General features: G+C 42.7%; 10 protein-coding genes and 1 pseudogene. 3 read left to right on the plus strand and 8 right to left on the minus strand.

The features are described 5' to 3' along the window. Positions 1-2 precede the first annotated feature (2 nt). Positions 3-968: an exopolyphosphatase gene (locus VB775_RS10505; RefSeq protein WP_281005487.1), complete on the plus strand. Its 966-nt coding sequence runs from the start codon at positions 3-5 to the stop codon at positions 966-968. Between the two features lie 108 nt (positions 969-1,076). On the opposite strand, the gene rdgB is transcribed toward VB775_RS10505, so the two are convergent. The 6 genes from rdgB to VB775_RS10535 all read right to left on the minus strand — a co-directional run bounded on the left by rdgB (position 1,077) and on the right by VB775_RS10535 (position 10,259). Then, positions 1,077-1,676, minus strand: a complete 600-nt coding sequence (rdgB, locus tag VB775_RS10510; protein ID WP_281005488.1) for an RdgB/HAM1 family non-canonical purine NTP pyrophosphatase — start codon at positions 1,674-1,676, stop codon at positions 1,077-1,079. 117 nt (positions 1,677-1,793) lie between these two features. Then, positions 1,794-3,788, minus strand: coding sequence for a DUF3352 domain-containing protein (locus VB775_RS10515; protein ID WP_281005489.1), 1,995 nt, complete (start codon positions 3,786-3,788; stop codon positions 1,794-1,796). 84 nt (positions 3,789-3,872) lie between these two features. Then, complete coding sequence (locus VB775_RS10520) at positions 3,873-5,027, minus strand: Hpt domain-containing protein (RefSeq protein ID WP_281005490.1); 1,155 nt, start codon at positions 5,025-5,027, stop codon at positions 3,873-3,875. 142 nt (positions 5,028-5,169) lie between these two features. Then, positions 5,170-5,760, minus strand: a complete 591-nt coding sequence (locus VB775_RS10525) for a GUN4 domain-containing protein (RefSeq protein WP_281005491.1) — start codon at positions 5,758-5,760, stop codon at positions 5,170-5,172. 55 nt (positions 5,761-5,815) lie between these two features. Then, the gene (locus VB775_RS10530) at positions 5,816-7,831 is read right to left on the minus strand and encodes a chloride channel protein (protein WP_281005492.1); all 2,016 of its coding nucleotides are present in this window, start codon (positions 7,829-7,831) and stop codon (positions 5,816-5,818) included. A gap of 103 nt (positions 7,832-7,934) precedes the next feature. Continuing rightward, positions 7,935-10,259, minus strand: coding sequence for a ribonuclease R family protein (locus VB775_RS10535; protein ID WP_281005493.1), 2,325 nt, complete (start codon positions 10,257-10,259; stop codon positions 7,935-7,937). Between the two features lie 795 nt (positions 10,260-11,054). On the opposite strand from VB775_RS10535, the gene VB775_RS10540 reads away from it, so the two are divergent. Together VB775_RS10540 and VB775_RS10545 are read left to right on the plus strand one after the other, a co-directional pair. After that, complete coding sequence (locus tag VB775_RS10540) at positions 11,055-12,668, plus strand: iron uptake porin (protein ID WP_281005494.1); 1,614 nt, start codon at positions 11,055-11,057, stop codon at positions 12,666-12,668. Between the two features lie 157 nt (positions 12,669-12,825). Then, positions 12,826-13,013: pseudogene (locus VB775_RS10545) on the plus strand (DUF29 family protein); the annotation flags it as partial. Between the two features lie 71 nt (positions 13,014-13,084). On the opposite strand, the gene VB775_RS10550 reads toward VB775_RS10545, so the two are convergent. Continuing rightward, complete coding sequence (locus tag VB775_RS10550) at positions 13,085-13,969, minus strand: Rpn family recombination-promoting nuclease/putative transposase (RefSeq protein WP_281005495.1); 885 nt, start codon at positions 13,967-13,969, stop codon at positions 13,085-13,087. Then, positions 13,966-14,634, minus strand: coding sequence for a HEAT repeat domain-containing protein (locus VB775_RS10555; protein WP_281005496.1), 669 nt, complete (start codon positions 14,632-14,634; stop codon positions 13,966-13,968). Before VB775_RS10555 ends, VB775_RS10550 begins: the two co-directional genes overlap by 4 nt. Positions 14,635-14,642: the final 8 nt, after the last annotated feature.

Raw genomic sequence — 14,642 nt, forward strand, 5'->3', positions numbered from 1 at the left:
TTATGTCAGCCGCAACCAAAAAATATCGATTAATTACCCGTAGTGACTTCGACGGTGTCGTTAGTGCGGTATTGCTTAAAGAACTTGATATGATCGATGAGATTCTATTCGTCCATCCGAAAGATGTCCAAGATGGAAAAGTCGAGGTGTGCGATCGCGATATTTTGACTAACTTGCCATACATAGAAGGTGCATATTTAGTCTTTGATCACCATACAAGTGAAACGATGCGAATTTATGATACCCCTGAAAATCATATTATTGAAGGTGAAGCTCCATCGGCGGCAAGAGTTGTTTATAACTACTATGGTGGCAAATTAAAGTTTCCCCAGATCTCGCAAGCAATGATGCAAGCAGTGGACAAATGTGATTCAGCACAGTTTGATATAGATGACATTCTCCATCCTCAGGGATGGGTATTGTTGAGCTTTTTGATGGATTCGCGGACAGGTTTGGGGAGATTTCGTGAGTTTACGATTTCTAACTATGCCTTAATGATGGAATTGGTAGAAGGCTGTCGGGTCATGTCCATTGAGCAAATTATGGAACTTCCAAATGTTAAAGAAAGGGTAGAACTTTATTTTGTGCAGCAGGAGATATTTAAGAGGCAGATTCAGCACTGTGCAGAAGTCTATGACAAATTAGTTATAGTGAACTTGCAGAATGAAGAAACGATCTATGCTGGAAATCGTTTTATGGTATACGCTCTATACCCTGATTGCAATATTTCTATTCATCAGATGTGGGGAAGACAAAAACAGAATTGTGTTTTTGCAGTTGGTAAGTCAGTTCTCAATCGTACCTGTTCGATCAATATTGGTGAGTTGATGTTGAGGTATGAAGGTGGTGGACATGCTAATGCGGGTACTTGTCAGATTAATAACGAACAAGCGGAAGAAGTTAAACAGGAACTAATTGACGTTATTACCAGAAATAATGTGGCTCAGCCTATGACGTTTCTCGAATAGATTTTAAAGCGCTTTGCGCTTAAACCCAAACTAGGATATTTTTTGAAAGTTTTGCAAAGCAAAACTTTCAAAAAATATCCTAGTTTGATCAGCAATGGCTGTAAAAATTTACTGATTCACGAAATTTTGTAATTTGGAGCGAAGGATGGAGAGCGCATTGGCTCGATGGCTTATTTTGGCTTTAACTTCTGGTGGAATTTCGCCAAAGGTCTGCTGAAACTCTGGTATTAAGAAAATTGGATCATATCCAAATCCATGATTACCACGGGGAGCATTGGCGATCGCCCCTTTGCAATGACCTATTGCATCCGCCGCGATCGCACCATCGGGCGAGGCGATCGCGATCGCGCAAACAAATTGAGCTTCACGATTAGAGTGTTGACTAAGTTCAGATAAAACTCGATTAATGCGATCGCTATCTGTGTCAGCATACCTAGCTGAAAGTACCCCTGGAGCGCCATTAAGAGCCATTACTTCTAGTCCAGAGTCATCGGCGATCGCCCATTCGCCTGTCGCGATCGCCACTTGAGAAGCTTTGAGATGAGCGTTCTCAATAAAAGTTGTACCTGTTTCTTCGACATCAATACTGTCAGGTTTGAGAATCAGTGTTACGCCTAGGTCTGCTAAATAAGCACGAAATTCTTCTATTTTGCCCGCATTTCCGCTGGCAATTACTAATTTTTGCAGTTGAGTTGACATATCAGACATTTGTTAAACCATCATTGCTATGGGAATCATATATGATTCCCATAGTAAAACAGTTATAAATTCTCAGGATACAGTGTTTCAAAAAAACAAACAGTAATGGCGGCGCTCGCGCCGCCATTACTTATACGATGGATTTAATCCAAGGAAGAAATCAGACTGAAAGCGATCGCTAGTTTCGGAATAGACAAAAACTGCACCCCCAAGTCGATCAATTGCCTTTTGGATCTCGGTGGGTAGCACTGGTTGCGATGACTTGTCTTGACTGGGTGGAATATCAGAATTAGGTGCGAACAAGAGGAATCCCAAAGTCGCGACTTGTTTGGCGATCGCATTAGCATTGAGATAAAAATAGCCAAAGTTTGGTTGGGGCATATCAGCGATCGCATCGCGAAACATCTCTGATTCAGCCAAAGCAGGCTTGGGGATGGGAATAAAAGCTGATGCAGTATTTGCACCCAAGGTTAGCATTAAGGTCTGGCGATCGCGCCAGCCATAGGCAAAAATGCTTTGAGTTTTACCAGCTACTCGATTATCAGGAAACTCAAAGCTGGTTAGTAGAGTTGTACCCACCTGACGCTTTTTCAATTGGAGAATATTTTCATCCATCTCCGTAAATCCAGTAAAAAATTTGGCTAATTTGGCAAGAGTTGCATTAGCCGCTTCAGGATTGGATGTACGAATTAATGCTCCTATGGTCAAATCAACACCAATCTCTTTAAAAGGAGAGTGTTCGCTTGGAAACACAACAACTGCGTATTCTCCATCCATCCAAGAGATAATATCTTTCTCAATGTCGAGATCTAATCCAGAACCAGCAATCAAAGGAGTAAGCATTCGTAGTCCTTCGACAAAAATTTTGTAGGAAGGTAGCATTTTTGACTCTTCTACAAACCATTGCCATTGACGATTGAGATTACGGCTGGTGATTGCTCCATAGAGATTGGAGGGCAGATAAGACAGGAGTCGATCGCGAGTTTTGGTGTCTTTGGGTAAAGGCGATCGCACTTCTGAGAAATAACTATTACTCTGACTACGAATACCTTTGGGCGTTATCCATGTAAACAGATCAAAACTGCTGTACTGCCCCAACGTGTATTTTAAGCCTTGAATATATTCTGCTCGACTAAATCCTGGAATTTCCGAAGTCTCAGGTAGATCCACAGCCACAAGCTCAGAAATTTGCCCCAACTCTTTAAAATCACCGTAACCTGCAATCACAGATCGATTCCACAGAGGATTATTTAACGATCGCAAAAACAAAGGATGATTAGCAAGAGGTGCTACCTTCAGTTCAGAAGTTTCAACTGATGTATCAATTATTTTCTGGATTGCTTGGCGATTGGTAGAAATCACGGCTACTCCACTGGGCAACTTGGTGATCGCCAAGCGTTTTAAGCTGAAATCAGGAACGCTAGGTACAATTGGTTCTTCTTCAGAATCAGCATCTTCTTCTTGAGCATCTGTATCAGGCGAATTATCTTGTTTATTGCTTAACAAAGATTTTAGTGTGATTGCTGGTTTTTTCTGAGATAGAACTGGTTTCTTGTCTCCAATAGATTCTTCTTCGAGTTGCCATTCCAGAATCTTGACATTTTGATACAGAGTTTCTGTAGGTTTTGGCAAATCGAGACTTTTTAACTTATTCAGAAAAAGCTCAAATTTCTGTCCATCTGCAACTGGAGATAATGCTGTAAAAGTTAATTCCAGTTTGTCTTCGGTATTCGCCGAAAAGGCGATCGCCATTTCTTTACCCAGCCAAGGTTGGACATCTTTGGCTATGGAAATTTGGGGGGATTGACTGAAAAAGGTCAATAACTGATCAAGCGCAGAAATTGGATCGACAGTTTGAGATTTACTCACCACATTCCATGAGTCTGGATTCAGATCAACCACAACTAATCCGATGACATCTATGGGAAGCTGCTTAGCGAGATCTAGAGAACGTTGAGCAAATTGACTAGATGCAGAATTCTGAATATTTCCAGTAGCAATAGTACTTAGAAAGTTCGTTGATTTGGAACTAGTAACTGTATCGTTAATGGAATTAGCGATCGCAGGCAAAGCTGATGTACTGGCACTAATCGCCAAAATTGTGGCAAACAAACTCCTCATAGAAGCAACCCTCTTTAAAGTAAACGGTAAAATTTTGTTATGAGAATGGGCGGCGCAAAGTGCCGCCCATTCTCATTAAGATGATTAATTAATATTACAGCTAGCAATCTTCGCTAAGAGAGCAGCATACTGAGCCTGAAATTCTTTGGCTTTAGAATCCTTAGACTGATGCCATGATGCTAGCCAGAGTGGTGTAGGGAAATGTCCTTCAGGAGCGGTTTGAGTAGAACTGGCATTAGACGCAATCCAAGTTCCATTTTGTCGCCACCCAACGCAATCGCTAAAGACTTGCCAACCTTTCATCGCTTTATCTTCTTCGATCACCGCACCAAAAATTTTACTCACTTCATCGGCTGAAGTATTTTCCGAGGCAATGTTAGCCGCTTTGGTAGTTTGTGAGGGAGCTGTTTTAGGTGGTGAAGACTTACTGGTGACATTAGCGGGCAGCAATTGCAATAGCTGCGGTGATGCTTTAATTTGATCCGCTTTCTGTGCTAAAACTTGTTCCTGAGATTGCTTGATTTCTTTGATTAGAATCGGTGCGAGGGTGCGAAATTGATTGTTGGGATTGGTTACGGCTATGTTTACCGATTCCATCAACATCGACCAAGGTACTAGCCCAAAGCGATCGCCGATTTGCTGTAGCTGCATACAAATAGCCGCTAAATTTTGACGACTGCGAGGACTATCAGGTTGCTTAAACAACTCCAGCATATTTCGCAACTTGAGCGGTACTTCCGATTGAAATGCTGACAGCATTCCCCTTATGTCAATTTTAGGATCTGCCACCACCATTGTGGCTTCGGTGTCATTACCAGCAATTAAATTTTGCAGATGATTTTTGAGATTCGCAAAGATTTGATCAGACCCAGCCATAACTGTATCTACAGCATCTTTGGTCAAACCATAAGGGCTTTGCAAATGTTCTACAAGCTCTTGTAATTTGTCAAAAGCTTGTAAAAAAAGCGTCTGTAAATCTTGATCGACTTGAAAGTTAGTATTCTCTCGCATAACTTTAAAATAGTCTTCAAAGTTATGGGCAACATGTTGAATGCTACTAAACCCTAGCATGGCAGCTCCACCCTTAATTGAGTGGGCTGCTCGGAATATTTCATTTACCGCTTCAGAGTTACCCATCAGTGATTGCAAATTGAGCAGTCCTGATTCAATTGTTTGGAGATGTTCCTTAGCCTCCTCAATGAAGTAGCCTGTAATCTGCTTTTGCTTATCCTGATCCATGACACTAACCCCTTATGATTTGCCTTGTGAATTGATTGTGAAGTTGCTAAGTACCTATACAAATTACCCAAATCTTTAGCGTTGTAGCCCTTCGAGGCTAAACTTTACGGGTTGGGATTTGTAATTAATTGCGTCCATACACTTACCCCAGAATTGATGACATATAGATCTGATTTTGAGCGCTGAATCCATAGCGACCCTGACTATACTGCCGCCACAGGTTATCAATAATTTGTAAGTCATCACAGGAAATTTGCTTAATCTCCTCGGCTGTCAACACCGAACCAATATTTTTACGTGCAGCCTGACACATCACATTCCATGTTTCTTGATTGGCTTCTTGCCATTTACCATTAGATAGAAAAGCTCTTAACTTAGTATAGTCAACGCCAGTGCTAGAAGTGAGTGATTGTAATTGAGTAGATGGCTCAACATTGGCGATCGCTAATCCTTTTTGAGGACGACGAAACCGCAAAGTCATAGCTCCATTGCTTTGACCATCACCCAATAAAATGGCTTCGCCAGTATCTGTGAGTTTGATCGAAATCTCGACCTCATCTAGTGCTAACCCATTGGCATGACTTGGCGCATTGTCCGTAGCGAGTTGCTGCACCAAGCTAGCAAGTCTTTGAATGCTGTCTTTAATTTTCGTGGTGCTGATCGATTTGATCGATTCACCATTGGCGCGATCGCCATTTCCCACAAATTCAATTAGTATTTCTTCGCTATCCATGACATCCTTAGTTTGGGCTAGTTGTCAGATATTTAAGACAAGCTCTGCGTAAATTTTAAGAGGAAATTGCCTCAGAACTATGCATATCTGACTCTCTGTTTAAGTTATTGGTTAAAGTGCTATCTAGATTGTTACTTAAAGAATTACTTAAATTACTTAAATTATGTTCTTTATCGTTGCTCTTGTCATTAGCACTATTGCTCGGAATATTACTAGAACCATTACTAGCACCGTTAGTTATAGCTGTATAAGTATTATTCGCAATAGGTACGGTCGATTTAGTCGCTGTAATTCTAGCAGTAATCGCTCGTTTTGTTAGTGCTGTATTATAGGCTGTGGTAATCGCCATCCGATCCACCATCCCAATTACCCGCTTAGGTTGGTGGCGATCGACCACAGGCATCTGCCGTAAGTCCCTAGTTGCCATGCGTTTTAGAGCTTCAGCCAGAGATTCATCGGCAAAGGTACAGATTACTTCACTGGTGCAAATATTCTGTACCGTCATGTCCTCAAGGGGGCGATCAGTTGCAGGCGCGGATAGCAAGCGTTTTAGATCTTGAGTGGTTAGAATTCCCTGCAAATGGTTAATCTCATCTAATACTAAGGCGCTATGGTGGTAGCCACTGGTAATAAATTGGGCGGCTTGCATCAGGGGCATGGAATATTTGACCGAGGCGGGATTGAGGGTCATGACTTCGGCAATCTTGATTTTTTCAAGGACTTCGATATCAGCGGGTAGCCCAGACCATTGCATGATCATCCGATCTGCGGATTTTGATGAATCAATTTGGTCAAGTACCCATGCACAGAGTCCTACGGCTGCCATCAATGGTAAAACGATGCGATAGTCGCGAGTCATTTCAAATAGCAGCAATACTGATGTTAAGGGGGCGCGAACAGTCCCTGCCAAAACTGCGGCCATCCCCACGAGGGCATAGGCAGGAGAAGCAGCGATCGGGATTGAAGCAGGTAAAAAACTAGCGATCGCCTGACCATACAAACTACCTAACACTGCGCCCAAGAAAATCGAAGGTGCAAAAATACCACCGACAAAACCACTCGCAGAACTAATTGCCGTCAATAAAAGTTTAACTACCAACAAAATTGCTAATAGTGGAATTGTGAACGGTGTATCTTGCAAGATCGATTCCACCGTTTCGTAGCCAATCCCAATTACTTCAGGAAAAGTTAAGGCAATCAGACCGACACATAGTCCACCAATCAATAATTTGATTGGCATCGATAGCTTTTGCATAAATGGGGCGATCGCCCATTCCCCCGCAAAAAATTTCTTTGCTTGTTTAATTGCGCGAGTAAACATCAGGGCGACGACACTAGCCAGTACCCCTAATCCAAGGTATAGAGGCAACTCCCAGTAGCTGCGTACTTCGTAGACAGGCAAGCTAAAAGCTGGCCGTTCGCCGAGACTAATCTGAGAAACTAACGCCGAAATGACGGAGGCAATTACAACAACACTTACATCAGAGTTAGGACTAGATTTATTAGTGCGATAGGAATCACGTAGCAAGACTTCAAGGGCAAAAAATACACCTGCGATCGGTGCATTAAATCCTGCCGCCAATCCTGCTGCTCCCCCTGCTCCTATTAGTAGCCGAATGCGTTCGCTAGAAAATTGCAGCATTTGACCAAGCAAAGAGCCAATATTGCTACCAAGCTCAACGCTTGGTCCCTCAGGTCCAAGAGAAGCACCTGAGCCCAGCGAAAGAGCCGCCGCCACGGTTTTCAGAGGAACTTGCGAATAGGAAAGCCCTAACTCTCGGCTAGAAGCACTGGCTTTTACTTGATCTAATTTATCTAATTTGAAACGTAAAAGGCTAACAACTAGCGCTCCAAGCATCGGGATACAAATAATAGCCCAAGGCAAATGGTTACTGATAACTACGGCGATCTTGTGCCAATAGAGTTCTTGGGTAAATAAGATCAGCTTGCGAAATAGGGTTACACCAGTACCACTGATCAAGCCCACAGCGATCGCTGAAACAAGCATAACCGTCTCCGCAGATGGCTGAAGACGGTTTAGAACGGTCACCAATAGGCGGGAAAGCGACATGGTGGAGAACTCGTGGAAGGGAGTAATTGGAGCTAGAGCAATTCAGTATTGTACCTAGACTGGAGTTGAGAAATGCCTCAGTCCAACGGGACGATTTGGCAGATCATTCTAGATTCTCTACATCGTCATCTTCAGAAAACTCTAAAGGTTCCTCTGATTCTGCCCTCATTCCTGATTCGGAATTAGACAAGTCTCGATCGCCCTCAGAATTCACTACGGCAACTAAGTCGATTTGTTGGCGATAATAATCTACCCCTTTGACCTGTACTTCTACGCGATCGCCTAAACAATATTGACGACCACTACGACGACCAACGAGTAAAGTTGAAGCTCTCGCCCTACCTTTACCATTAATCAAGGGGAACTCGTACCAGTCATCCTTAAGAGAACTGACATGAACTAAGCCTTCAACCAAGAGAGACTCAATCTCTACAAAGAACCCATAGGACTGAACGCTGGTGATGATGCCATAGAAATTCCCGCCTGTGTGCGATCGCATAAATTCCGCTTTACGCAATCCATCCAGATCAGAAATTGAACGGTGATACAAAGCATCGGCTTGATTGAGCTTTGGCACAATGGCTTCCAAATCCTCAATTAACTGCCGCTCTGTTTCAGGTGGTAAAACACTCCAATTTACCTGACCATGAGCGCTAGAACTACGAAGATTAACACCGTCCTTAATCCTAATGCTGCGGCGATCACGTCCTTCTTCAAATACAGTATGTAAAATGCGTTGGATTAGTAGATCACCATAATGATTTTGTGTAAACACGCCATGCACATAGGGCTGATCGATTAACCCTAATCCAAAGTGGAGTGATGGTGCAAGTACATACTCATTAGTCTTAAACATGGACATTAGTAGATATTTGAGAATATCACGAGCTGCTTCCTGTTCAAGCTGATTTACCTGTGCCAAAATACGATGCAAATCAGCTATTTGAATCTGTTCAGGCGTTTCTAATTGCGCCGAAATACCCATGCTCTCTAATAGCTTTGTCCAGTCATCAACCTTGCCTTGATCGGGAGGGATTTGACGCAAATAGATAGAGGGAATTGATAAAGACTGGAGATGGGAAGCGATCGCTTTATTTGCCAAGATCATTACTTCTGTAACCTTGCCAGAGATCTGCAAAGTTAAGGGAACTACTGTCAAACCTCGTACTCCCTCATCCGCCTCTTGAGAAGGAATCTGTGGTAATACCAATCTGATCGCGTTAGATTTCTCTTGTAGTAAAGTTCCTACCTTGGCAATTAGATGAACTAACTCTTCTACTTCTGTATCAATTTCTTGACTAGGTGCATCCTCATCAACAGCTACTTTCCCATCAAGAATTTGTTGCGCTCTCTGATAGCTCAAGTTAGCCCGAACTAATACTGCTGAAGGCTGAATCTCGAAAGAAAGCATGTTTCCTTCGTGATCCAGTTTAATCAACACTGACATTGTGAGATATTCGGGCTGATTAAATACATTCATCTCAGGCAACATTGGCAAAATGGTGTCACCCAAGAAAAATGACCGTAAACGCTTCTGAGCTTCCAAATCCAAAGGTGAGCCCGCCGTTACATAGGTCGCAACATCAGGAATATGTACACCCAATTCCCAACCAGTATCGTCCTCAGCGATCGAAATTGCTGCCGCATTGCCAATTCTGACAGTTAAAGTTTTACGTAAATCAAGACGATGTTTGAGATCGGCTTTTCGTACACCCCTAGGTAAACTTGCAGCGGCTGTCAAAGCCTTGGCACTAAATCTTCTGGGCAAATTATGTTTGCAACATACCAGATCAATGTCATTAGTCGATTCGGCATCATCGCCCAAAATCTGCAAAATGCGTCCTAAAGGTAAGTGATTACCCAAGGAAAATCTCACCATTTCTAAATGTACGAGTTTGCCATTCGCCACACTGAGATCGGGAGTTTCCTCGTCTGGTATTAGCTCTACTTCAAACAATAGGCGATCATCTAGCGGTACGGCTCGATAACTATCATCCGTAAATTTCACGGTCGAAAGTAATGTTGGATTTGATCGCTCAAGGATCAACCGTACTTCACCCTCAGGCGATCGCCGCCGCACGCCGTCTTTAGTTACCCGCACTAATACGCGATCGCCATTCCAAGCATTGCTCAAACGGCTTTCGCGTACATAGATGTCTTCAGCACCCTCAATATCTTGGATCGCAAAGCAAAAACCTTTACTTGAACAACGCAAACGACCTTCTACCAGACCTTCTTCTTGGATGCGGCGATATCGTCCTTTGTCTTTTTCAAGAATACCGATTTTTTCCAGCGCATCAAGGGCAACTTGGAGCCGACGAACACTTTTGTTGTCATCACCGATCCCAAGTTTTTTTTCGATCGCTTTGGGCGTAACTAGCTTGTCATCAGAGAAATTGTCTAACAGTTGATTAATCGAGAATTCCATGAGGCGAAGGTCGAACGATTGGTTAAGGTGAGCAAATTAGAGCAAACGAGGGGTAACAACAAAGTAGATATCTACTTGTAAACACAAACTAGAAGCAAATATCAACATCACAAATCAATGACAGTCAAGATTTCGACATTTAGCACAGACAAATTAACTGCGATAGATTCGACTTATCAAAACGAAACTGTGGAAGTTAATCTATCTTCTTAGAGACGATCTTGATAGCTCTGCGATGGTATTACAGACTCAATACAGGATAGTAAAATATGGATCGAAACGCATATCTACCTATCCTGAATAGAATTTCCCTAAGAAACTTTGTTTTTTCTAAAGGGGGGGTAGCTCTAGCTTTTTTGCATGCTTATAGGGCTTAGGTAAATTACCAAATTTGCAAAGTTAGGTTGCACAGTGTTCCCCTGCTAATCCTATTTTAGCCCAATTGCTCCAGCAAATATTTTGGATATTGACTTTAATTTAGTGTGATTTCAGCACAAGCTACAAAATTTCAGAAATTCTCATTACAAAAACGATTTTAGGGTTTCCAGCACTTTAGGCGCTGGAAACCCTAAAATCCTTCTGCATAGATAATCTCTTGAATCACAACTTCAGGGAGTTTTGTATTTATTTTTCGGGTTTATTGCAGTTGTAATAGAGCTTTTGAGCATAAATACATAAGTCTGAGCATAAATACATGGTTAATGTATTGAGCAACACTTAACTTTGTGCTGCTATTATTGCTACATTATTTCCACACAGATATTTAAGCTGTTATGTTGTGAGGAATAGTAACAAATGTCTAAGTTTTCCAAGAAAAATTACAGCGTAGTAATTTCTGCTGCTGTTGCTGCTTCCGCTTTAATTAGCGGTGCTGCTAATGCTCAAGCTTCTCAAGACTCTGAAGTAATCCGCTCCGTAACTACTGACAGCTTGGTTCGTCCCAGTGCTGTTGCTCAAAATGTAACTTCAGTATCTCAACTCAGTGATGTCCGCCCTACTGACTGGGCTTTCACTGCATTGCAATCCTTGGTAGAGCGCTACGGTTGTATCGCTGGCTATCCTGACAGCACTTTCCGTGGTAGACAAGCAACCAGCCGCTTCGAGTTTGCTGCTGGTTTGAATGCTTGCTTGGACAAGATCAACGAAATTATCTCCGCAGGTTTGGCTGATAAGGTCAGCAAAGAAGACCTCGCGACTTTACAAAAGCTACAAGAAGAGTTTGCTGCTGAACTCGCAACCCTTCGTGGTCGTGTAGATGCTCTTGATGCTAAGACCGCTAAGCTCGAAGCTCAACAATTCTCGACAACCACCAAGCTACGCGGCGAAGCAGTCTTCTCGCTTGCTGCTGGTAGTGACGGTGTTCCTGCTGGTGTTGACAGAACTAATGTGACTTTCAGCTACCGAGCACGTCTTAATCTTGACACCAGCTTTACTGGTAAGGACTTGCTAAGAACTCGGTTACAAGCAACCAACACTGCAAGTTTCACTAACTTGGCTGGGAGCAACAGCACTCGGCTCTCTTATGATGGATTTGGTTCTACCAATACTGCTAATGCCTTTGATATCGGTCGCTTGTTTTATCGTTTCCCAATTGGTGAGAGCATCACTGCTTATGTCGCACCTATCGGCGCACCAGAAGATGTTATCAGCCCTCTGAATCCTTTGGAAAGCGACAGCCAAGGTACTATCTCCCGCTTTGGTCGTTTTAATCCTTTGATTCGCATTGCTTCTAGTGGTGGAACAGGGTTGGCTGTTGCAGGTTTGAATTTCAAATTCAACAATCAATCGAATCTTGAACTAGCCTATACTGCTGCAAACTCTCCTAATGCAACAGGTTCTGGTGGATTGACTGGTGGCGCTACAAAGTTGGCTGCTCAGTTGGTTTACAAGCCATCTAGCGTACTTACATTGGGTGTTGGCTATGCTAATGCTTACATCCCAGGTAATAACCTAGGCTCTGGTTTAAATCTTGATTCTGTTGCTACACTTCTTCCAAGCATCGGCACCAAGACCAACACTGTTGCAGGAAGCTTGATTTGGGATATTACCAAGCAAGTAACCTTTAATACTTGGGGTGCATGGACTTTTGCTGATCGTATCGGTGGTACTGGTGCAACAACTGGCTCTACAACCTTTACTAGCTGGATGGCTGCATTGTCTGCTAAGGATTTATTTACCCAAGGCGATCTTGCTGCCATATTGTTTGGTCAGCCACTATTCCGCAGCAGCGTGAGCAATGGAGCAACTGGATCGACTGATACTCCTTATCACCTAGAAGCTTTCTACCGCTTCCGTGTTTCTAGAAATATCAGCATTACTCCTGGTGTATTCTTTGTATTCAATCAAAACAGTGCAAATGCTAACGGCACTGCAACCGTTGGTGTAATTCGTACCACTTTCTCATTCTAGGATTTAGTGTTACCTAAAAATTAAAAAGGAGAGGCGCAAAGCGCCTCTCCTTTTTAATTTTTAAAATAATATTATAGTTAAGTGTGATGCGCCTTAGTTGGAGTCGTAGCAATGACTGTACTTATACGAGCAGGATTATGCACTCCGAGCCGAGCAGATGGCTGATTTGTTGTTGGCAGGTCGTTTTGCTGAATTAGATATCGATAATTTGGTAGAAAAGGTGCGTGATTTATCCAAGCGAGAACGCGATCGCTTATTAAGTAGCGTGCGGCTGATCCTGCATCATTTCTCGAATGGGACTATCAACCCGAACGGCGATCGTGGAGTTGGCAAATAACTATTCAATTGCCCCTATTCGATTAGAGATGTCCATGATCACCCTGTAGTTATAGAACCGTGATTTTAGGCTCATAATTTTAGGCTTTAGGCGATCGCTTAGATCTTGTCGGCTTTGTAATCTTTTTCGATTCTGTAGTGGATTTTTGTAATTTTTCAACCTGCTTAATCGTCAATCCCGTAAACTGAGCAACCAAATCGACAGACATATTAGAACGCAACATTTTCAGAGCAATTTGATTTCTCTCTTCAGCCTTACCTTCAGCCTTACCTTCAGCTTTGCCTTCAGCTTTGCCTTCAGCTTTGCCTTCAGCCTTACCTTTGACCGTACCCTCAAGTAAAATATCTTGATAAATTACTGACTCTCTCATAATGTCGCTCCTCAATAAATGTTGAATCACGTCCTTACTTAATGCTAACCCAGAAATAATTGCAGTTGCCGCACTGACATTATTTTTTACTTGCCTGTCTTTGATATTGTCGATTATCTTTGCGGTTTTTCTCAGAGTTTCAGTCGGATCATCGGTTTTACTTAAAACTGACAAAGGTAGCAATCCCAAATAATTCTGTAAAACTTCAGTTGACTGCTCCCACAACCTAATCACATTAAACTCGTGATTTAATTTACGAGAACTAAAAGTGGTTTGGTAAACCAAAGGCGAACTAGTCGGTTTTAAGTAAATGACAACTTGGTGAATTTCTTTGTTCGGGTACTTGCCGTAAAGTCTTAGCCAATAATTTGCCATCCGATATGCCATTGACTCATCGGTTCTAGTTTGGAATTCTAAGTGCAGAATTACTTCTGTCGATTCTAGAAAGATCACTGAGTCGGCGCGAATTGGCTCAAGTGAGAGTTCCGATGGTTCCAGTTTCGTGAGGGCGATCGCTTTCCCTAATAACCAAATAGCAAAATCTGATGGAAATGTTTCGGCTAAGTATTTACAAGTGTTGTCGTATCCACTCATAGTTGCGATCGCGTGGCTTCAGCAACTTGGGGCATAGGATCATTGGCTAGTTTTTCTAGAGCAGATTTAGCTTCATCGCCGCCGAGTTGAGCTAGAGACTGGGCAACTCGATGTCGGATTTGCCAATCGGGATCTTCGACAAGGGGCAACAGAAGAGCCACCGAAGCGGGATTGCCTAAATCACCAAGGGAACCGATCGCTGCTATTCTGACTAGTTCATTAGGACTTTGCAAAGCTTCAGCTAGTAAATCAAAGCCTTGAGGGTCGCCTAGCTCACCGATCGCGGCAATGATACTAAATTGAAACATCCAGTCGTTAGTGGACTCGTAGGCTTTTTTTAGTAAATCAAAGGCTTGGGTAAGTTGTAGAGAACCAAGCGAAGCGGCGGCGGCAGCGCGTACATCTATTTCAGGATCAGTATTTAGGCGATCGCTTAAAATTTCCAAGGATTTTTCTAAATCAACCGTGCCGACTGTGCCAAGTTGACTAACGGCATCATAACGAATACGCGCATAGGAGTCGATCGCGGCGATCGATAGTAAAGTAAATCTCTCAGAAATGGCAAGAGAGCGACTAGCATGAAGGGCTTTCATCCGAATACCCATATCATCTATAGCTAGTTGCTCTCTTAAGGTTTCAAACTGAGTTTCTGATGTTTCGCTCACAAGAAAAT

It is taken from the genome of Pseudanabaena sp. CCNP1317, assembly GCF_034931345.1.
Classification (GTDB): Bacteria; Cyanobacteriota; Cyanobacteriia; order Pseudanabaenales; family Pseudanabaenaceae; genus Pseudanabaena; species Pseudanabaena galeata.